Here is a 21,722-nt window from a genome sequence, read left to right as displayed (position 1 = left end):
TTATTAAATGCTTTTAAACATTGTTTTAAGTTCTTCTAAAGATTTCTTATTCAAAATGTATATACTTAAGAAGTATATTACTACAGAAGTAATAATAAGAGAACTCATTTTTATAATAGGTTTTTCGTTAAGGGTTGATAATAGTACACTATCTGCAACTACAAACCAAATAACCATAAAGAATGCACTACTAAAGTTAAAAGCTAAAATGCTGGCAATATCATTTAAACTTATTTTCAAAACTGTGGTAATTATATGAAGTTGAAGTAAGGTTATTATGAAAAGTGGTATAGTAACCGCCACACTTATCCCAGTGATGCCATATCTATAGAACACAGGAAATAATAACAACATCAATACTAGTTGCATTATGCTTGTTTTCATTAATACTATAGGTTTTCCAATTGCCTGAAAAAGACTTCCACTTGTAGCAGCTATTGATCTAAACAAACCATAAAAGCATAATATTTGTAGCGCGGGAATTGCAGGAGTCCATTTTTCTCCAAGAATGAATGTAATAAAACTTGGTGCAATAAGCAAGATTCCTATCGACGTTGGGATAGAGAGCATAGATATAAAAGTTATACTTTTTAAATATATACTCTTTAATTTATCTATATCATGCTGCAGTTTTGAGTATGTTGGAAACATAACTCTACCAATAAGATGTGTTATCTGTGTAGCTGGAAGATTGGATATTGTATAGGCAAGTGTGTAAAAACCAAGTTCTTCTATTCCAAGAACTCTCCCCACTAGTGCATCATCAACATTGGTAATCAAAAATATGATGATACTGGCACCCAAAATATGCTTCCCGTACTTAAATAGCTCTTTTGTCACATTCTTATCAAACATAAGATGCGGTCTCCAGTCCGAAACAATCCAGATTAAAGCAGTAGTTAGTACAGCAGATGTGATCTGTCCATATACTAAACTCCATACTCCATATCCATAGAATGCAAATAAGATAGCTACAATAGCATACCCTAATCGGGGTAAAGTTTCAGGAATTACTTTTTTCTTAAATTCAAGTTCTTTTTCGAGCAAAATTGATGGGACTGTTCCGAATGAAGATATAAGAAAAGTTAATGCAAGAACCCGGATTATCGGACTAACTTCAGAGTTATCAAAAAATACAGCCATGTAAGGAGCAGAAAAGTATGCAATAACCAAAAGTATGGTCGCAAATATAGGTATTAAAATAAAAGAAGTATTTGCAGCGATGTAATCGGGATCTTCTTTTCTATGAATAAGAGCTGCTCCAAAACCCATATCTCGAAAAATAGACATAGTGTTTATTGCCAAAAGTCCTATTGCAATTAATCCAAAATCAGCAGGGTCAAGTAGCCTCGCCAAAACCAGTTGAGCGATAGTCTCAAATATTCTTATGAGGAGAGCTGTTAAAGTAACCCAAGCTATTCCATGTACTGCTTTTTTAGCTATTGACATAGTAGTTCAGATAGTAAGACCAAGTTTTTCTTTTACAACATGTATAAATCGACTATAATTGGCTTCAAACTCAAACTCTTGAGCATGCAAAATTGCATTTTTGGAAAGACAATCATATGTCCCATTATCATCCAAACACTTGATTGCCTTCACCCACTCACCTATATCGTAAATATTGTCAACCAGAGTACCTCCCTTCCCCACAGCCTCAGGCAGTCCTCCTCTTTTGCTGGCAATTGAAGGAATTCCGTTTATTCCTGCTTCTATAATAACCCTTCCAAAAGGCTCAGGCCATTCTGCGGGTGCAAGCAGAATCTTTGTTTTTGCGTATATTTCTCCCATATTGCTGGTCCATTCAATGAACTCAACATTCCTATGTGATGAAATAATCTTTTTGTTCATCACAGTTCCATCACCGCCGACTGCAATGAACTTTTTGTCAGGAAGTGTTTCTGCAATCTTTAAAAATATGCCGGCACCTTTTGCTTGTGTCGGTTTTATAATAGAAATATACTGCTTTGATTCGAAATCACTTTGATATCTTTCATTTTTTATAGTAGGATACACAACTGATGGTTCTACTCCATACCACATTTTTGTTAAGGACGAAACAAAATAACTATTAGCTATTACGAGGTCCGCATTTCTTATTGCATTACTGTTCCATTTTAACCACCTAGTAAGGCATAAAAAGTGATGTTTGCTTTTTAAAGGTATGCAGCTATTGCACTTTTTATTACAATCTGTTCCGTTGATGAAACCAATTGGGCAAAAGTGCTCATAGCTCCTTATAAATAAAATGGAAGGCACTCCATGCTTAACAGCCATATCAATACTCACAGGAGCAAAATTAAGTTGTGTTATAATGAGATCTGGTCTTATTTTATTAATCTCTACCTCCAGATTCTTTGCCCAATAAGACGATTTCAGTATCTGGTATGATCGAACTAACCATCTGGAGAAAAAAGAGGGTATCATTTTTTTAACAACATGAATTTCATTGAGGCAAATTGTCTCGTCTTTTTCTCCAGGTTGGACAACGTAAACCTTATGTTTTTCCGCCAACTTTTGAGCTAGGGCAGCCAAGGAAATTTCAGCACCGCCTATTGCGGGGTAAAAATTCTCAACAGAAATTAGAATATTCATAAATCATCCTGCGTCCCACTTGTAACAAAACTAAAGATTCACATAGACAGTTCATTATAGACTTCCATAGTCTTTTTTGCAGTATCTTTCCAAGTAAACATCCTTGCTCTCTTTAATCCTTTTTTAACTAAACTTTCATGTAATGCTTCATTTGTAAGTATATCATACATCTGTGTTGCCATTGAATCGATATCAAATGGATCGACCATAATGCCACTATCGTCCACCACTTCGGGTAAAGAAGATGTATTTGAAGTAATAACAGGTGTACCGCATGCCATTGCTTCTAAGGGAGGGAGACCAAATCCTTCATAGAGTGATGGAAAAATAAACAAGTCTGCAGCGTTGTAATATTTAGTCAGTTCTTCTTCTGAGATATAACCAATGAAAACCACATCTTTATTAAGTTTTAATAAGTCAATTAGCTCCAAGAGTTCTTTTCGAGCACTAGGATGCTGCGGTTTTCCTATTTTCAATAGTTTTACGTAGGGAAACTTATTCTTCAGCTTACTGAATGCTTTTATCAAATTAGGAACATTTTTCCTTGGCTGTTCCGAACCTACATATAATATAACTTTTTCATTATCCTTAATATTATGTTTAGCTAAAACACCCCTATCCCTCTTCTCAAAGTAAGTAGAATGATTTACTGCTGGAGAAGCTATTCTGATTTGATCCTCTGGATAATCTAAGTGTTTTACAATATCAGTTTTAGAAAAATCTGATATTGTAATAATCCTATCTGACTTCTTTAACCCTTCCATATTAAGTTTCCAAACAGGTGAACGTGTCTTATCGTAGACCACTGGTATTAAATCATGGCATGTGACAACACTTCGTTCCATTTTTACGAATTTAAGTATATATGCTAAATCCTGGCTTGTGATATGTTTTATATTTTCTTTCTTCAAGTCTTTTTTAACAATAAAAGGATAAACAGAGTATCTAGTAAGAGTATTGATAACTGGATTCACGTTTGGGTACTCTATCCTGTTTAATTGAATAGTATTGATATTTTGAAGGATTCCTTTTTGATATTTGGACATGCCATATATTTCGTCCGTCTTCAAACCATTTATATAATCTATTTCCATCTGTTTCACCTTAAATAGGAATATGAGTTCTGTGGTTATATTAATAATATATATAATATAGTTAATAAGTTGGTTCTTTTTAGGTAAATCATTACTCACAATAAACAGCGTTTATGCTTCCTACTACATGGTTCCAATCAAACAGATTTATGTTGTTCCTTGTTTTATCAAATGCTTGCCTCTCTACGCTATAGACAGATGCAGCCAGAGTACTACACTTTAAATGCATCAGCTGGATACCCAGACACATCTCCCCATCCACAAACTCATCCAGCGCACTCCCCCTAGCCACAACACACGGAGTCCCAGCAGCCAGAGCCTCTGCAACAGTAATCCCATATGCCTCATGCCTGGAGAGCATCAAAAACACATCCGCCTGAGCATAACAATGCAGGATATCCTCTCTGGACAGATCCTTCAGCCACTGTATGCGTTCACTCACATGAAGCTCTTCTGCCTGTTCTCGGAGATCATCCTCATACGGACCCTTTCCTACTATCTGCAGCCTGAACCCGGGCAGGGAGGGCAGGGCACTGATAGCATACTGCACACCTTTGTATTCCTCCAGCCTGCCTATATACAGAAGAACCTTTTCGTCGGTTTCTTTTTGCTTCCTTTGTAAGTGCTTAAATTCATCAAGATTGACCCCGTTTGGGATTTTTACAACCTTGTCAGATATCCGGAAATCCTCACAAAGCAATTCCCTCTCATATTCTGATACACAGATTACTTTGTCAGCCCTAGAGAACATAAGCTTACCTAGTGAACGGTATGGCTTATGTAAGACATTCCTGAATTGTGTATGTCCACTGCGATGATAATGCGGAGTAAAGATCAATTTACCCTTGGGTTTAGCTAGGATTGCGAAAAGTGCAGGCAGAGCATGATAACTATGGGCATGCACGATATCGAAGTCATTCTGTCGTAGATAAGTATAGATTTGCGGAGCCAGATAGTATGCATTCCCTGGGGCAAGAGACCTGAATCTTGTCACTTTGACGCCGTTGAGGACTTCACTTTCTTTTAATTCTCCGGTAGGATCTGTTGTAATGACCTCCACCTGATGTCCGCTCTTTACAAGCCTCTCGCTTATTTCCCGGACATGGGTTTCCACTCCCCCGATATCAGGAGAGTAACGGGGACATACCTGTGCAATCCTTAATACCTTTTCCAAATACTTTCCTCTTGAAGTACCCATGCATTATTTTAATATAAAGATGCTGTAGTAATCATATAAAATGAAATACCATAAGAGAGTATGTATAGCTGGTCCCTCAAAGCGGTTCACCAGCGGCATCAGTTATTACACGATCAAGCTGGCAAACGCAATGTCAGATCCTTACCAGGTATCGGCCATCTGCTTCAGGCAGCTGCTCCCAACTTTTCTTTTCCCGGGAAAGGATCACGTAGGTAAAAATATATCCTCTCTTGAATTTAACTCCAAAGTCACTGTATTTGACGGGATGGACTACAACAATCCTTTTACCTGGCTGGGCGCATATAAATTCCTAAAGCAGCAAAAACCCGATGTTGTGGTTCTTCAGTGGTGGACATCTTCGGTTGCACATATGCATATTCTGTTAAAGTTATTCGCCCGTCTGACCTGCAAACCAAAGATAATTATAGAATTCCATGAAGTGGTTGACCCTTTTGAAGAGTCGGTCTTGCCTATCCGCATTTATTCGAAGTTCACGGGCAAACTGCTCCGGAAGAACCTTAATGCCTATATAGCACACTCTGAATCGGATAAGGAACTTGTTGCCCAAAGATACAACATCGACCCCTCCAGTATATACGTTGTTCCTCATGGCCTTTACGACCAATACGGATCACCTCTGGATAATGAGAAGGCTAAAAGTCAATTGTCCATTGAGGAAGATTTTGTAATACTCTCCTTTGGCCTCATCAGAAAGTATAAAGGAGTCAATCACCTGATAAAAGCCTTCGAACAACTGCCTGATGAGATCCTGCAGAACAGCAGGCTGCTTATTGTAGGGGAAATATGGGATGATCGCAGGGAGATAACAGATCAGATCGCCGCGTCCTCATTCAAAGATAAGATAACGCTTATTGATGAGTATATCCCGGATGATAAGGTTGCTCTATATTTCAGTGCTGCAGATGTAGTAGTCCTCCCATACCTCAGGGCATCGCAGAGCGGGATAGCCCATATAGCGATGGTATTCGGGAAACCGGTAGTAGTCTCACGGGTAGGCGGCCTTCAGGAGTCAATGGCCGATTATGATGGAACCTTTTTTGTGGAACCCGGAAATGTACGGGAGATCACTACCGAGATTGCAAAACAGTTCGGATCAGAAGAAAAGTATGAAACTCCTGAACGGACATGGGATACAACTTTAAAATACTATAACGAAATAATAGCCAAATTATTTGATTAACAGAATAGAATATATTCTTACGAGGGAATAGAGAAACATGAATAATGTTAGATCGCTGCTTGGTAAGGCAAAAGAGGACTTAATGTCCCTGGTCATTGTATCAGTTGCTTTTTTTGTCGCACTGAGCATAAGAATAAGGCCTGCTGACAGTGTGTTTTTGCCAAACGGTTTCGTTAGGTTCAGTAACGATCCCCTGTACCATATGCGTATGGTCGAAGTGCTCCTGCACAATTATCCGCAGGGAATGTTTTATAACCCGTTGACCAATTATCCCCAGGGATCTTTTATCCACTTCGGTCCACTTTTCGATCACATGATCGCAATAACTGCACTGGTGATAGGCCTTGGGAATCCGGGCACTGGGCTTCTGAATACCATTGGGGCTTACTTCCCTACAGTGCTGGGTGCATTGCTTGTGTTTCCGGTATATTTCCTCGGGAAGCATCTGAAGGACAGAAAAACAGGAGTTATTGCGGCCATTCTTATATCCATAACTCCCGGACAGTTCCTGAACCGTTCCATGATCATATTCACTGATCATCACGTTGCAGAGACGCTCTTCAGTACACTTTTCATTTTATTCTTTATGCTTGCAATGATCCAGGCAAAGAAAGCTAATCTTTCGGTGAAGATGCTTGAGCACATGGATAAACAGCTTGCCAAGCCTTTGGTATATGCGATCCTTGCAGGAGTGATGTATGCCGCATATCAGTTAACGTGGGCGGGAGCACCGCTATTTGGAATGATCATTGTCATCTTTGCTGCAATCCAGTATTCAATCGATCATGTGAATAACAGGTCCACCGATTACCTTGGGATAGTAGGCATAATAACTTTTCTGGTGGGTCTCTTGCTGGTCCTTCCATTCATCCATTTTGATATGGGAGTATCCATCTACTACTACTCCTGGTTCCATCTTTTATCAGCTCTGGCAGCAATGGCTGCTTTTGTATACATGAGCCTGGTTCACAAAGAGATTAACAGGAGGAAATTAAATCCTCTGTATTACCCCCTGGTGCTCATGGTAACTATTATAGTTGCACTTATAGCACTAAGGATTGTTTCACCCTCAGTGTACTATATGATCATTGCAACCCCTGCAGCGATATTTAAGGTGCAGACCGGCGGTTTTTCAACAGTAGGCGAAGTCTCCTCCATCTTCTACCGCGGCGGTTCCTTCACTCTGAGCTCGGTCTGGTATAACTTCGCCATGGGATTCTTCATCTCAATAATAGCGATGTTCATGCTGGCCTACAGTATAAGGAAGGAAAAGAGACCGGAACAACTGCTCGTCCTGGTCTGGACCTTCATAATGCTGCTTGCCATATACGGCCAGAACCGTTTCGCATATTATTATGCGATCAACGTTGCACTCCTTTCCGGGTATTTTGCAGCAAAGGTCCTTGACATGGTGGGCTGGAGAAAAATTGAGACCGCCTACCATGAAAAGGTCCACTCTGTAGGAGAGCTGCCACACTTCTTAAGCAAGAACGTCAAGGCAGGCCATCTGCTGACCATTTTCATCCTCTTACTGCTCGTCGCTTATCCAAGCTATAGCCTTGCCATGGAGCAGTCACAGTATGCCAGCGGGGCAAATGGCTACTGGCTTGAGTCGCTCTTCTGGATGAGGGACAACACCCCGGATCCTGGTATAGACTTCCTCCAGATATACGAAGCACCTGAAAGCGGGGAAAGATTCGGCTATCCTGACAGCGCATATGGAGTCATGTCCTGGTGGGACTACGGCCATGAGATAGAGGCCATTGCACGGCGGCTGCCGAATGCCAACCCATTCCAGGCAGGTATAGGAGGACGCTCTGCAAGCATTGATGAAGAGAACAGACCTGGCGCTGCACCGTTCTTCACAGCACCCTCGGAGGAAGAGGCAACCGCAGTCCTCGAGGCTATTCATCCGGACCCCGACAAGGCTGCAGCACGCTACATAATATCCGATGTGGAAATGGCAACCGGTAAGTTCTACGCCATGACCGCCTGGACCATGGACACCGAGGGGTACTATGTGTCAGTGCAGACTGACAGCGGTGCCCAGTACGTGCCCGGGGAAAGATACTACAACTCAATGGAGGCAAGGCTGCACATCTTTGACGGCGATGGACTTCAGCAGTACCGTCTTGTACACGAGTCGCCTGAAGCTCCAACAGGGTATACGAGTGAGACGGGCTACAAGAACGTGTACAACGTACTCTATGGCGGCAACCTTGAACTCACAGACACGGGTTATGTCAAGGTGTTCGAGTATGTTGAAGGCGCAACCATCACAGGTAATGCACCAACGGGAGAGACCGTGACCATCAGCAACACCATTGAAACGAATCAGGGCAGGTCATTTACATACTCCCAGTCTGCCATATCTGACGGCGCATACTCGTTCACAGTGCCTTATTCCACGGAGGGGCCAATCCCCGGAGAGACACAGTTCGATGTAAGGCCCACCGGGCCATATACGATAAGTTACGGCAACACGACACAGCAGGTCAGTGTCAGTGAACCGGACGTGCTGAATGGAAATGTGATAGAGGTTTGACCTGTCACATTTCATCCTTTTTTGATTTTTTTCTCCAGCTGGCTACGTAAGTTGCTTCTAAGATATTTCCGGAATACATTTTTATGGTAAAACTTGTTTGTTAAACCTGAATTCAAGGTGATATATTGGACAGCGTTATCAAAGGAAAAGTATGGGTTTTCGGCAACGATGTCGATACGGATGTCATCATACCCGGGAAGTACCTTCGTACAACCGATATGCAGGTGTTTGCCGACCATGCAATGGAAGGAATAGACCCGGAATTCCCCCGCAAGGTAGGGAAGGGAGATATCATAGTTGCCGGGGATAACTTCGGCTGCGGCTCCTCACGGGAGCAGGCGCCCCTTGCGTTAAAACATGCAGGAGTGTCCTGTGTTGTGGCCAGGTACTTTGCCAGGATATTCTTCAGGAACGCGATCAATGTGGGACTTCCTTTGATAGAGGCCGATGTTGAATGCAGGGAAGGGGACGAGATGGAGATAAACCTTCTTGAGGGCACAGTCAGGGTCAACGGACAGACCTACCGGGGAAACAGACTGCCCGACTTCCTGCTCGAGATACTGACAGACGGCGGACTTGTAGCACACAGGAAGGCTGCGCAGCAGAAGTGAACAATCCACTGCACTGATTATTATGAGTATGATCTTTCCACCAGAATACAAGAATGTGGGCCTCACGCACCCCATGCCTGCAGATGCCGACAGGCGCATCTACTTCCTTACAGAATATATGATAGAAGAGGACTGTTCAACGGAGGATGGCAACTGTTCATATTCTCTCTACAAGGTCATCAAGACAGGGGACCAGCTCCTGAGAGACGTCAGCTCACTTGAGCTGATATCCTCCGGAGAGAAAGTCATAAAGTACGACAGGGAACTGAACATCAAGGACCGCGCACTCCTGATAGGGACAGCGCATCAATTATGCAAAGGCAATGTCAATACGGTCATATTCACCGGCATTGACAAGCATGTGACCTTCGTGCACAAACCGGAGCTCTCTGCGATACTAGACATTGAGATCGTGGATGTGGTGCCTCCTGAGCCATCCTGGCTTTCAAGCGTTATCCGGCGGCTTGAGGATAGCGGCATTTTCGGTGACCTTGCGATAAGATTCTCAGAGAACCTGACGGATCTTAGACAGTTCGAGGGTGAGGGAACGGTGTTTCCCTGTTCATCGTCGGGACTGCGGGGGAAATGCCTGGATTCCGATGTCATCACAGAGGATGGGTCCCTGCTGGTGGGATGCGAAATATCGAGAAGTCTCTTCGAGTCGAGATTTCCGGGAATTGCTTATTCTTTTGTGAATATCTGCCCCTTCAGGTCGGATGTATTTAAACCTTCAAAGCCATTTATAACAAGATGCTGCCGTTCGGAAAAGTCAGGCATCGTAACGATCAATGGCGTCAGAGGAGCTGTGGTACACTGGGGCGCATCCGAGTTCTTCGTGGCGGGAGCTGTATGGGACCTTGTCAGGGAACTGAGAAGGCCGGAGAATTCCTGAACTGATGATCGAGGTGAGAAGTTGAGGCTTGCTATTGTAGAGGGTGACGGGATCGGAAAAGAAGTGATCCCGGCAGCTGTGGAAGTGCTTGATGCACTCGGGCTTGATGTCGAGAAGGTCCCGGTGGAGCTGGGATACGGCAAGTGGGAGAGGACAGGACAGGCGATAACCGAAGACGACCTGAAGGTCCTCAAAGGATGTGACTGCATACTTTTCGGGGCCATAACGACCCCGCCTGACCCCAATTACAAAAGCGTGCTCCTTACCATCAGGAAAGAGCTTGATATGTATGCAAATATCCGCCCGATAAGGCCCCTGCCTTCCGTAAAGGGCATTCTAGGAAGGAGCAATTTCAATTTCGTGATAGTCAGGGAGAATACCGAGGGGCTATACTCCGGAATAGAGGAGATAGGGCAGGACATATCCTGGACAAAGCGGATCATCACACGCAAGGGCTCCGAACGAATAGCCGAATATGCCTGCAAGCTGGCAAAGAGCAGAAAGAGCCAGCTTGTGATCGTTCACAAATCCAATGTCATGAAGTCGGACAAGCTCTTCCTGGATGTCTGCCGCGAAGTTGCAGGTTCAAAAGGCGTGGAGTATACTGACGAGCTTGTGGATTCGATGGCATATAAGCTCATCAGGTCGCCTGAGAGATACGATGTAATAGTCACAACCAATCTTTTCGGGGATATACTCAGCGATATGTCTGCGGCCCTTGTGGGCAGCCTCGGACTGCTTCCCAGTGCCAATATCGGTTCACGGCACGCTTTCTTTGAACCTGTGCACGGGAGCGCACCCGACATCGCAGGAAAGGGCATTGCAAATCCCATCGCAGCCATACTGAGCCTGAGGATGATGCTGGAATGGTATGGGAAGATGCCCGAAGCCGCATTGGTGGAAGAGGCTGTCGATGCCGCCCTCACAGAAGGGATTACCACTCCCGACCTTGGAGGGACCTATACAACCAAGGAAATGACCTGTGCCGTTGTAGATTACATCAGAAGGGAAAAGGAAAGAACGGAGTAGGGAAACCCTTCCGTATTTCGGAAAACGGGTCTTCTCTTTACCCTTACTCACCTGCCTATCGCTTCAACCCATTCCAAGAAGAGATGACACTGCTGCTATCGTTACCACTGCACTTATTGCAGATATCCACACCATGACGACGAAGTCGATGGTTGAGCTAAGCATGTGTCCCCCGTCAACTATGCGAATGAGAAGCGCAGACATGAACGAGTGGCCTATCATTATGCCGAGAACCATGTTCTCAAGAGTTGTCATGTTACCCACATTGGTGTACAGCACCATGCCTATGGACATACCTGCAGGCATCTCCACAGTTGCGAACATCTCCTGCATCAGTCCCACCACACCAAGGGAAATGTACATGGTAAAACCTATGCCTCCTGTCAGGCCGTAGAGGACACCCACAAGGCTGCTTGCGGACTGGGTCCTTTTTTTCCTCAGGTTGACTATCCTGTGAAAATTGCTTGCTATTATGTCGCCGATGATCTCAGGCTGCCCTCCAAGGTTGGTTGCCTCCACGAACATCACACAGAACCTGCTTATAAGGTTACTTCCGGTGTTTGCTGAGAAGTGGTTCCAGGAAGAGAACTTATCGATCCTTGTTGCCAGCATCTTGTAGAGGTTGTTGACATCTTTTGTCAGGGGTCCGAAATCATGAGCACGCAGAGCCCTTAATGCGTCATCTATCATGCCGCCCCTTGCACCTGCGGAGCTGCCCAGGGAGCGGATGAAAGCCGGAAAGTTCTCATCCTTCCTGCGAATACTCTTTTCGATCTTACGCGCGACGTATCCTGTATAAACAAGAGGAGTGAAGAACATCGCAACAGCTATTGAAGTGTTGACCTTCCCGTAGAGAAGGAGAGCTACGCCTACAATGAGGCAGCCTGCCAGGGATACGGGGATGGAGCGATACAACCTGATCTTGTCTTTGGTCAGCGCTTTTGACCTGCTCCATGCCGGGTCCTGCGGCACCTTGCTCCTGGTGAACATAACAAGTACAAGGTCCGTGACAAGGAAGACCACGACCACGATGGCCATGAGCAGTTCCGCGTTCATACCTGTTATCACAGGCATGATGACCGCAAAGGAGGCCAGGAATATGAGGGACATTACAAGGGAAACGAAAAGCTCCTTGACTATCTCCACAGAGTAGAGGGCACCGTTATACATAGCCTCATATTCGTTCATTACCACGTTCTGCTCGGCAAAAAGGAAGCTCTTCACATCCTCTCCCGACTGGAGCGCATGGGCAAAGCGGTCAAGGAAATCCTCAAATATGACAGATGGAGTTCTTTTTGATATGAACCTGCATGCATCTGCCAGGCTCATGTTCCAGACAGTCACAAGGTCATAAATCTTCCTTGTCTCATGCGCAAGTTCACGGTAATCCTCATTCTCCGACACGATGCGGATAATATCAAGCCTTGGGGTCTCTGCGGTGGCTATGGAACCCATCTGGGTGATATAGTAGTGCATGTTGTTGTCCATGCGCGCTGCCTTTGAAGCTAGAACGGACAGGGGATATGAGAAGGCAAAAAAGACACATATGAAAGCAACAAGTGCAGGTATGTAGCTTGCCGGGCCTACAAAAAGTGTCGGCAGCAGGATCTGCATGAGCACTGCGAACACAATGCCGAAAACAATGATGGGTAAAGCGAATTTCCGGGCATAGTCCCTGGGATCCATGCCGAGGTTCTTGAATGCCTTCTCATAACTGTTACCCATGAGCTCACCTACACGACAAATGGCAGGCCGTCAACACCGTGCTTGTAGAAATTAACAATTATTTCCAGTACATCGTAGTAATCCTCTATACCCCTTGACCGCATTTCTTCCAGTATCTTGGCCCGGAGGAAGAGATCCTGGTATATCTGCCTCTTATCCTCATAACCCAGCTTAGTGGCTATCTTGTTCTCGAGGATGTAACTGTTGTTCAGGCCCCTGAAGCTGTGCTTGTCACTTTCGGGGTCCCACTGGAAGACTGCCCTTGTGACCACGCCTCCTACTTCCTCATAGTAGCCCTCGATTTCCTCGATGGCAAGGCAGCGGCGGAGGAATTTCCCCTTACGGTAAACTGCGGACAGTATCATTGCCACGTTAAGGTTGTCGATGAAGGTAACAGGCACATTGATAGGATCGGCAGTGAGTCGCTGTATCATCTTACTGACAGCCGATGCGTGGAAAGTGGCCATGACCGGATGCCCGGTCTGCATGCCCTGGAAAGCCACGTTGCCTTCGGCTCCACGGATCTCACCCACAATGATATAGTTTGGCCTGGAACGCAGCGCAGCCTTGAGCAGGGCAAAGGTGTCCACACGGGAGTCAACTGGCCCTTCCTCACGGGTGATCAGCTGCTGCCACACAGGCTGAGGAGGCTGGACCTCAGCCGTATCTTCCGCACTGAAAACCTTTGCCTTGGGATTGACGAATGCAAGACAGGCATTCAGCATTGTTGTCTTCCCGCTGGCAGTCTCACCACTGAAGAAGACACTCATACCGTTCTCAAGACACATCCACATGTAGGCAGCCATCTCGGCGTTCACCGCACCCCAGCTTATCAGCTGGATGATGCTGACAGGGACCTCACTGAACTTACGCATGGTGAAACTGCTGCCGCGCCTGCTGATATCCATACTGTAGATGATGTTGATGCGTGAGCCGTCCGGCAGTGCACCATCGGCAATGGGGCGGGCATCGCTCACAGGACGGCCTATACGTTCGCTCATGCTCCTGAGCCAGCTGTCAAGGCCTTTCTCGTCCCCGAAGGTCAGGTCTGTCTTCATGGTGTCGAATATCTTGTGGACGATGAATACATTATCAACACCGATACTGCTGATATCTTCAAGATAGGGATCCCTGATGATAGGTTCTATGGGACCGGAACCGATGATGTTCCTCTCTATATGGTAAAGCAGTTTGTTGTACTCTCCCTGGGTCACAGGAACTTTTCTCTGCACGGGCATCAATTTGTGCAATATATCGAACTTGTTTTCACTGACATCAGCTTCGAGACTCCCTCCGGCACCAATGTCTACAGACTCGTTAAGAAGCTTGATTATAAGCTCTTTCAGTTCGGCCTCTGAGTTGGGGACAGCCTCGCTTGCGGATTTTTCAAGGATGATGCTCAGCACGGAATCATACTTCTGTTTCTCCAGGTCACTCAGCAATGGCTCTATGCTGTAGTAGCGTACCTCTCCCAGCTCCGGGGTGCCATACAGGTGAATAAAGACAGGATCACCAACAGGAAGGATGATATTTACATTATCCTTACTGATGTCCTTGGAAAGCTTGATCATGAAAGTAGGCTCGTCCGCACCGTTATCCCGCATGAACTTGCGCACGTATTCACCCAGATGCGGATTCCTTTGTATGGCTTTCTCGAATTCCAGGTCCATTCAGTCACATCTCCCTGTTCTCATGAAACAGATGCTATCTCCACTACAAGGCCTACCCTCGGTTCTATCCTGAAACCGATCATCTGCCCCACAGGGCCTTTTGCCCCTGTGAACTTGTTCACAACGATCGTGCGTTTTACCTCACTTCCGAGAGGCCTCGATTTCAGGGTGATGTAAATATCACATGATGACCTGAACATGGAAGCAATATCTTCATCCAGCTGGTTGGGCTCTATTGTGAGGATGATCACCTTTCCCATTCCATTGAGCTTCTTGAAGAACGATATGAGATCGAGGCTCTTTTCAGTGTTCGCGCTGTATTTGATCAGTGAGGAAATGGTGTCGATTATGACAACATCCTTCTCGAACAGTTCCTCCGCAGCCATAAGCCTCTCAAGGAAATCGAAACGGGACTTTGCAGCCTGGACCAGCGGGATCACAGGGATATAAAGAAGAGAGCCGTTCAGCAGGTAAGGAGCGATGGGGTAGTCCATTGAATACATCTGGTTGATGAAACCCTTTGTTGTCATCTGGGTGGAAATGAGAGTCACACTGACCTTATTCTCATTCAGCCCGAAGGAAAGGCGCTGGGAGATGGAACTCTTACCGCCGCCGCTCCCGCCTTCTATGACCACAAGCGATCCTGCAGGAAAACCTCCGCCCAGCTTTGCATTGAGCTCATCCCGGGGAATCTCGAACGAACATATCTTTACCATTTTTTACTCCGCTAAGTTCTAAAGCTCATGCTGCCTGACTTCCCGTTCTCTGCGGCTACAAGGATGCGATGGTCCCCGGAACCGAGGGGGCTGGGGCTGGGAATCACATGCAGCACCAGGATATCCCCGGGCCTCCATACAACGTCGCCATCAAGTATCTCAACTTCCATGTTATCCGGCTCCACAAGAATACCGTCTACAAGTACTGTTATAAAATCAGGCGTCAGCTCGGTCCTGCCTGTGTTCTTGGCATAGAAGGTGTACGTATTGCCGGAGCTGTCGTAAGGGACCATGAGAGGGTCGTTAACGATAGTTATATCGGTCCTCATCTGCTGTGCTACCAGTTTGCTGTTTGCAGAGGAGGAGGAGACGATAGACTGCACGTCAGCAGAAAGGACAGTGATGACCCCCATTGCCAGGATCATGGCAGCGATGAAAAAGATCATGTGCGTGATAGCAGTTTCTGCTCTCTGGCACCTGCAAAAGGAATCATTCCGGGAAATATGTCGGCTCTTCATGCTTTCGTACCGTCTGGTCGTGTTATGACAATATAATTTGAAGGATAATATATTGACAATACTATATAAGTCTGACACTGCTTCCGGTCACACCTGGTAAGTGTCATAAGCCGGGACACCATTCCCGGTCACGACCTTGACACGGTGCTGCCCGGCACCTGTGAGACCTGCCACTGTAAGACTGCGTGTCTCAGCGGGCACCCAGACAGCAGCAGTCCCGTTAAAAGTATAGGGCTCCAGATGCCCGTCTATGAGGATATTCAGCTCATCGAACCTGAGTGTCTCACTGCCTGTATTTGTGAGCGTCACGGTCAGCTCATAAATACTACCTGAAGCAGCCGGGACTGAATAATCGATATTCACCGATGTATGCATGCGACTCGTTTGCAGTTGATACTGCTCTGCCGCTGCATCATTTACAAGATCCGATGATGTACTTAGAGCGGTATAAGAGAAGGTGCCTACAACCAGAGCCGAAATGAAGAATATGGCCGTGACCACTGCGACCTCAAATCCCATAGAGTTCCTCCAGGCCGTGCTTTACTTTTGACATCTCACGGTCAATGGAACTGAGCATATTGCGGTCTATCTTGCGTCCGCAGAGCCTTTCTATGAAAAGAAGTGACTTGGTGTGGTCTTCAGGCAGCAAGCGCCATGTAGGCTTCTCCACATAGTAGTCGATGCCGCGGGCGTATGCCATTACCTCTGAACGGACATCCTCACTGATCCAGCCTATGTCCACGTAATAATCAAGCGCGTCCATTAGATTGTTCCTTCCCACACGCTCCATCAGGAACTCTATCCAGTTGAGCAGGACCACCACACTGGTAGGATCGGTCCTCAGGTTCTCCAGGCGCACCAGTGGAAGTCCTTTTTTAGTGTTCTTCCTGGAACTATCCTTATCCTGACCATCTGATCCCTCGTCGGAAGCATCCTCCAGCTCATCCTTTGCATGATTAATGGACTGAAGGGCACTTTTCCGCTCCAGCTCATCAACCCTGGCTGAGATGTTGCTTGTGGATTCTGCCAGTTCGAGGATATTCTGGTCGATCGCCCCGGTCTTGCCTGTAAGTTCCTCTGTCCTGGCATTCAACTGTTCTATACTTTCATGCAGCATGGACATCGCATCAGCAAATGCATTAAGCTTGGACTCGATATCCTGCATCTTTGCGCCGATCTCCTTAGGGATGCCGGGCATGTTGAGCTTATGGGCCACGGTATCCATGTCATTCTTGAATATGACAAGCAGGTCCGCAAGTTCTGTTATCCTCTTCTCGGTCTTCTCGAATCTCTCTATCGTGGCACGGGAACCAACATCATCACCTACGAAGGGATTGACCTGATTGGATACGATCTCATAGAGAGATAGCAGTTCGAGCACGCTCTGGTCTATCTTGTCAACGGTCTTCCTGATCTCCTCGTTATCACGCTGTACCATGTTCAGGGTCACATCGGCCTTGGAGAGCTTCGATTCAACTTCCTTGATCCTTTTGGCATTTGATTCTATCGCTTCCTTCTGCTCGTTATTGACTGGCTGGGAGGCGCCAGGGAACCCTCCTGGGCCACCCATGCCAGGAGGAGATGGAGGCATACCAGGAGCCGGGCCCATTCCTGGAGATGGGAATTTCGAACCAGGGAAACCGGCAGTCAGATCCGGCAGGGCGTTCAGGTCAGGGATACCGGGAGAGAAAGGAAGGTCGCCGGAACCAAAGGGCGAGCTGCCACCTTTACCTGCATCCTTTTTTCCCAAGAGGCCGGTTACTTTTTTTATGGTGTCGCTCAGGCCGGACATGGTTTCACATTATAAGACAGTTTGTTGGAAGTATCTATAGATACTTCAATATACATGCGATATTATATAAAAATATTGAATAATAGTGGTGTATTTACCGAAGCTTATCCTACTCTCACAGAGATGGCTTTAAATCATTTGAGATCACTTTTTCCGGGGATAAGAGTGCCACGCAAGAAGAAGTTCGAACACAATATCATATCCGACAGTGACGGGGTCAGATTCGCAACACCCGAGGATGTCGCAAGATACAGGGCCGGAAGACTGAAATGCAGCACCATCGCAGATATCAGCTGCGGTGTTGGCGGGCAGACCATATATTTTGCAAGAGAATGTGACCAGGTCTATGCAGTGGAGATAGACCCGAAGAAGATAGCCTATGCCAAGAAGAACTGCAGGCTTCTTGGTATCGACAATGTGGAATTCATTTGCGGAGACGCGCTATCACCTGAAGTTATCCGGCAGTTACCGGAACTTGATATTGTCTTTTCCGATCCTGCAAGGCCTCCAACCGAGGACATGCGCGACATCGCCAGCCTGCGGCCTGCCATACCAGAAGTCATAGCAGCATACAGTCCCATAGCTTCAGGCTTTGCTTTTGAGGCGCCTCCGCAGCTCACCCCTGAAAGGATACCCTTTGAGTGTGAAAAGGAATATATTTCCCTTGAGGGGAAGCTCAACAGGCTCGACCTGTACTTTGGCAGCCTGATGAAGTGTGGCACATCGGCAGTATCCCTGCCATCGGGATCACGTATTGAGTCATCCCCAGCCACATGTGAGCTCAAAACTGCCGAAAGGCTTGCTTCCTTTGCCTACGAACCCGAGGAAGCTGTCGAAAGAGCAGGACTGCTCCCGCAACTGGCAAAGGACCTGTCAGAACAGGCTTCAGACATCAGCCTTTTCGTCATAGACCGGAAACGCCTTTTCCTTACATCCGATCGGGCCGTGGAACATCCCATGTTCAAAAACAGGTATAAAGTGCTGTCAACTCTGGATTTTGACACCGGGCAGATCAATGCTTTCCTCAGGAGAAGCGGGTTCGGAACTGTGATATTAAGAGCTGCGGTAGAGCCAAAAGAGTACTGGGATATTCGCAGGCAGCTTGAAGATGACCTTAGCGGGGATCGCAAAGCGCACGTATTCCTGAAGGAAGGAGTAGCGATCCTGTGCGAGACATTGTGAGGCTTAATGAGCCCGGGATCAGGAGTTAGGGATCTTTGTTCCAAGCAGTTCCTTGGTCCTTTTTATCAGTTCTTTCCTGCTGAAAGGCTTTGTAATGTAGTCATCCGCCTTGAGCACATGCAGGCCGAGCATTTTATCGAATTCCTGGCTCTTGACAGTGAGCATTGCAACAGGCAGGCCCGGATCCTTTTCCTTGATCTTATGGAAGGTCTCCCAGCCGTTCATATCAGGCATCATGATGTCCAGTAGAATGAGATCGGGCTTTTCCACGTCCATCAGCTCAAGGCACTCAAATCCGCTGCTTGCGCCGATGACCTCTATATTCTCAGACTCAAGGATTATCTTTACAAGGTCTATGGTATCCGGCTCATCGTCTACCACCATGATTTTTGGATGCATCGTATACTCCTGTTAAAGAAATGCTCTACGCTAGAGAATAATATAGAACTGAAATATATAATTATTCCTCTAGAGCCCATCCAAGCCGCCTCATCACCATTTTTATCCGGGCTTTCACTTCCCTTTTATCAAAGGGCTTGGATATGTAATCATCAATGCCAAGCTCCATGCCTTTCACCTTGTCCTCTATCGCGGTCTTCGCGGAGATCATGATAACAGGAATATCATTGGCTGTCTTGCTGTTCTTGAGCTGCTCGACAACCTCATATCCGTCCATGTCAGGCATCATGATATCAAGCAATATCAGGTCGGGATGTTCCTTCAGAGTGATATCGATCGCCTCCTGACCGTTATAAGCTACCAGGAAATCGTAGGGCTCACTGATAAGGGATAGCTTGAGCAGTTCCGGTATGTCAGGCTCGTCATCCACTATGAGGATCTTCAGCCGGTCCCTTTTGACTTTCCTGCGGGCATATTCCAGCCTGATGGAGCCATCCTCCACCATGTACCTGAAGTCGAAATCCTTGAGCCCTATCTGGGTATGCACCTCACCGATGCTGGTCACGTCGAGGATCACATCAAAAAAGGACTTTACCAGCATCTCATTCTCCTGGGAGAGTATATCCTTCAGAAGCATGGAGGCGATTGCACCTTCATTCTCACGCACTTTCTTCTCCACGAACTGCATGAAGGTCTCGACCACCTGCATGGTATCGGTAGCCAGCACATTCATGTTGTCCATTACCAACAGGGTGCGGGCATCCCTCTCAAATAGGTTTGATATATGGGATGCCATCTTGGTGTAGTCCGCCACCGAGCTGCAGTAAAAGGTCCCCTGCTGTGGCGGCTTGCCTGGCACTTCAACATCAATGAAGAACAAACGGTCCTGAAGTCCAATGATATCGAAACCGAAATCCTTGAACTTCCCCAGCACCTTATCACGCGGATAATTGAGGCACAGCCACACGACATTTCTTGCAGGGTCGTTCCGGAGTACATCGTAAATATGAAGATAGACTAAACGCTCGACAGAACTGTCAACCTGAGCAAAGAACAGTGAACTCTTATCTGATAACTCGTCCCTTAGAGTTGCCAGGATTTCCTTAGTCTGATCATCCATTATCATTTACCTTTTAAACTTGTTTTGTAAATATTAGTGCTATATTCATATTAATGTTTGGGGTGTAGTGGAAAAAAGAGGAGACAAAGAATCACTTGATCGGAACGAGCCTGACTTGGGGATAGCCCGAGCTGAAATCCATCTGGGCCACATACATCCCGGTCTTTGGGACGATCCCGTACATCACAAGGGTCTTGTCCACGTTCTCGAACTTCCAGTGGGTGGTGGCCATGTGAGCCACGGAGTCAGTGATCTTCTGGCCGTGTTTTGCAACGGCGACAACTATGTTCTCAGTGGTCTTTGTAACGGAAGCGATCTGTCCTATCACAGCGCCTATGTTCTCCCAGCCATAACTGTACTCCATGCTGTCAAGTCCTATATAGTCAAGAAGAGGAGATCCGAGCTGGCGCATCATCTCGTGCTTTGACTGATAGAATATCTCCATATCCTTGTAGAGGTTTCCGGAGAACGCTTCCACATAAGCAGGCATGCGGCCCTTCTGGTCACGTATCTCGAATCCCTTGAACTGGCGGGGGAAATTGGCCTCATTGGTGAAGGGAGATATCATCCTTTTTTCTGTCTCAACACTGGTTCCTTCAGTGGGGATGCTAAGCATGGCCCTGCCCATGTTCAGGTGGTTTATGAAGGTCGGTAGCAGGATACTGTAAAATGAATCTCCTACACCGCTTGTGATCTCGAATAGGTTGAAACTTCCCTTCTGGTAGCCACCACCCAGTATCTCGTCAAAGTCAGGGCTGCCGGTGGATATCTTACTGTGGGCAGGGTCCGTCACAGGAGAGGGGATCAGAGTGTGTTCTGGAAATGAGACCCTGAAAGGCTCGAAACTGGTAAACGTTCCATTGTGCAGCGTGAACAGGTACCTGGACTGGGACATGCCAACACCGCGGAGCTTGAGCAGATGGATCTTGCGGATATCGCTTCCCGCCATTTCGGATATCTCGACAGAGACAACCCCGTCGACTAGATAGTCCAGTGAGTCGATATCGGTCTTTTCTGTGATCATCACAAGGTCGGCATTGACCTTCCTTGAGAAATCCATGAGAAGGCGTTCCAGCTCGAACTTGTTCTCCTCCCAGTGTACAGACCTTGTGGTGGCAATACTGAGAGAATCAATGGAGTCCACAACTATCATGGGTTTTGAGTCGCTTGATTCCCATATCGCCTTGATGCGGGAAGCGAGCATCCTCAGGAAATCCTCATTGTTGTTGAAATCTCCCTCTATCCAGGGGAACTTCCCGTATGATGAGGACTTATCTATCCGGGGGGAAATATAGATGCAGTTCCCGCCGGGGCATAATTCATGCAGTATCCCGAATACGAAAGTGGTCTTGCCGGTTCCGGGCTTGCCCTTGACCACAAGGGACTTCCCGAACTGGGAAGAGAAGAACTGCCTGATTTCCCCGGGGATCATGCC

19 protein-coding genes are annotated in these 21,722 nt (G+C 46.5%); 6 read left to right on the top strand and 13 right to left on the bottom strand.

Annotation, left to right across the window (positions count from 1 at the left end):
• Nucleotides 1–3 precede the first annotated feature (3 nt).
• From PV02_RS06640 to PV02_RS06625, 4 genes are all read right to left on the bottom strand, one after another.
• Nucleotides 4–1,449: a lipopolysaccharide biosynthesis protein gene (locus PV02_RS06640; protein ID WP_256622596.1), complete on the bottom strand. Its 1,446-nt coding sequence runs from the start codon at nt 1,447–1,449 to the stop codon at nt 4–6.
• A gap of 6 nt (nt 1,450–1,455) precedes the next feature.
• Nucleotides 1,456–2,595 carry a glycosyltransferase family 4 protein gene (locus PV02_RS06635; protein ID WP_256622595.1) on the bottom strand — a complete coding sequence of 380 codons (1,140 nt, stop codon included), beginning with the start codon at nt 2,593–2,595 and terminating at the stop codon, nt 1,456–1,458.
• 38 nt (nt 2,596–2,633) lie between these two features.
• Nucleotides 2,634–3,689: a glycosyltransferase family 4 protein gene (locus tag PV02_RS06630; protein WP_256622594.1), complete on the bottom strand. Its 1,056-nt coding sequence runs from the start codon at nt 3,687–3,689 to the stop codon at nt 2,634–2,636.
• Nucleotides 3,690–3,780: 91 nt separating this feature from the next.
• A complete protein-coding gene (locus PV02_RS06625) occupies nt 3,781–4,863 on the bottom strand; it encodes a glycosyltransferase family 4 protein (RefSeq protein WP_256622593.1) in 1,083 nt (360 codons plus the stop codon).
• A 64-nt stretch (nt 4,864–4,927) separates the two neighbouring features.
• Between PV02_RS06625 and PV02_RS06620 the strand changes: the two genes are divergently transcribed.
• The 5 genes from PV02_RS06620 to PV02_RS06600 all read left to right on the top strand — a co-directional run bounded on the left by PV02_RS06620 (nt 4,928) and on the right by PV02_RS06600 (nt 11,165).
• A complete protein-coding gene (locus PV02_RS06620) occupies nt 4,928–6,088 on the top strand; it encodes a glycosyltransferase (protein WP_256622592.1) in 1,161 nt (386 codons plus the stop codon).
• 37 nt (nt 6,089–6,125) lie between these two features.
• Nucleotides 6,126–8,633, top strand: a complete 2,508-nt coding sequence (locus tag PV02_RS06615; protein WP_256622591.1) for an oligosaccharyl transferase, archaeosortase A system-associated — start codon at nt 6,126–6,128, stop codon at nt 8,631–8,633.
• A gap of 125 nt (nt 8,634–8,758) precedes the next feature.
• The gene (locus PV02_RS06610; RefSeq protein WP_256622590.1) at nt 8,759–9,244 is read left to right on the top strand and encodes a LeuD/DmdB family oxidoreductase small subunit; all 486 of its coding nucleotides are present in this window, start codon (nt 8,759–8,761) and stop codon (nt 9,242–9,244) included.
• A 28-nt stretch (nt 9,245–9,272) separates the two neighbouring features.
• Complete coding sequence (locus PV02_RS06605; protein ID WP_256622589.1) at nt 9,273–10,136, top strand: DUF7714 family protein; 864 nt, start codon at nt 9,273–9,275, stop codon at nt 10,134–10,136.
• A 21-nt stretch (nt 10,137–10,157) separates the two neighbouring features.
• A complete protein-coding gene (locus tag PV02_RS06600) occupies nt 10,158–11,165 on the top strand; it encodes an isocitrate/isopropylmalate dehydrogenase family protein (RefSeq protein ID WP_256622588.1) in 1,008 nt (335 codons plus the stop codon).
• Between the two features lie 63 nt (nt 11,166–11,228).
• On the opposite strand, the gene flaJ is transcribed toward PV02_RS06600, so the two are convergent.
• The 6 genes from flaJ to PV02_RS06570 all read right to left on the bottom strand — a co-directional run bounded on the left by flaJ (nt 11,229) and on the right by PV02_RS06570 (nt 17,586).
• The gene (flaJ, locus tag PV02_RS06595) at nt 11,229–12,890 is read right to left on the bottom strand and encodes an archaellar assembly protein FlaJ (protein ID WP_256622587.1); all 1,662 of its coding nucleotides are present in this window, start codon (nt 12,888–12,890) and stop codon (nt 11,229–11,231) included.
• Between the two features lie 8 nt (nt 12,891–12,898).
• On the bottom strand, nt 12,899–14,560 hold the full coding sequence (locus tag PV02_RS06590; RefSeq protein ID WP_256622586.1) for a type II/IV secretion system ATPase subunit: 1,662 nt from the start codon (nt 14,558–14,560) through the stop codon (nt 12,899–12,901).
• A gap of 20 nt (nt 14,561–14,580) precedes the next feature.
• Nucleotides 14,581–15,276, bottom strand: a complete 696-nt coding sequence (gene arlH, locus PV02_RS06585) for an archaellum protein ArlH (protein WP_256622585.1) — start codon at nt 15,274–15,276, stop codon at nt 14,581–14,583.
• Between the two features lie 11 nt (nt 15,277–15,287).
• Nucleotides 15,288–15,794, bottom strand: coding sequence for an archaellum stator protein ArlG (gene arlG / locus PV02_RS06580; RefSeq protein WP_256622584.1), 507 nt, complete (start codon nt 15,792–15,794; stop codon nt 15,288–15,290).
• An 87-nt stretch (nt 15,795–15,881) separates the two neighbouring features.
• A complete protein-coding gene (gene arlF, locus PV02_RS06575) occupies nt 15,882–16,313 on the bottom strand; it encodes an archaellum stator protein ArlF (protein ID WP_256622583.1) in 432 nt (143 codons plus the stop codon).
• Nucleotides 16,303–17,586 (bottom strand): FlaD/FlaE family flagellar protein, encoded by a 1,284-nt coding sequence (locus PV02_RS06570; protein WP_256622582.1) that lies wholly within the window; start codon nt 17,584–17,586, stop codon nt 16,303–16,305. The genes arlF and PV02_RS06570 overlap by 11 nt, the downstream gene beginning before the upstream one ends.
• Before the next feature lie 165 nt (nt 17,587–17,751).
• Between PV02_RS06570 and PV02_RS06565 the strand changes: the two genes are divergently transcribed.
• Nucleotides 17,752–18,768, top strand: coding sequence for a methyltransferase domain-containing protein (locus PV02_RS06565; protein ID WP_256622581.1), 1,017 nt, complete (start codon nt 17,752–17,754; stop codon nt 18,766–18,768).
• Nucleotides 18,769–18,786: 18 nt separating this feature from the next.
• Here the strand turns inward: PV02_RS06565 and PV02_RS06560 are convergent, their stop codons facing one another.
• The 3 genes from PV02_RS06560 to PV02_RS06550 form a co-directional block, all read right to left on the bottom strand.
• Nucleotides 18,787–19,167 carry a response regulator transcription factor gene (locus tag PV02_RS06560; RefSeq protein ID WP_256622580.1) on the bottom strand — a complete coding sequence of 127 codons (381 nt, stop codon included), beginning with the start codon at nt 19,165–19,167 and terminating at the stop codon, nt 18,787–18,789.
• 61 nt (nt 19,168–19,228) lie between these two features.
• The gene (locus tag PV02_RS06555; RefSeq protein WP_256622579.1) at nt 19,229–20,287 is read right to left on the bottom strand and encodes a response regulator transcription factor; all 1,059 of its coding nucleotides are present in this window, start codon (nt 20,285–20,287) and stop codon (nt 19,229–19,231) included.
• A 91-nt stretch (nt 20,288–20,378) separates the two neighbouring features.
• Nucleotides 20,379–21,719 carry an RAD55 family ATPase gene (locus PV02_RS06550; protein WP_256622578.1) on the bottom strand — a complete coding sequence of 447 codons (1,341 nt, stop codon included), beginning with the start codon at nt 21,717–21,719 and terminating at the stop codon, nt 20,379–20,381.
• Between the last annotated feature and the right edge of the window lie 3 nt (nt 21,720–21,722).

It is taken from the genome of Methanolobus chelungpuianus, from assembly GCF_024500045.1.
GTDB lineage: Archaea > Halobacteriota > Methanosarcinia > Methanosarcinales > Methanosarcinaceae > Methanolobus > Methanolobus chelungpuianus.
Note: the sequence above shows the minus strand (reverse complement) of the source record. Positions and strands in the feature narration are given on the sequence as shown.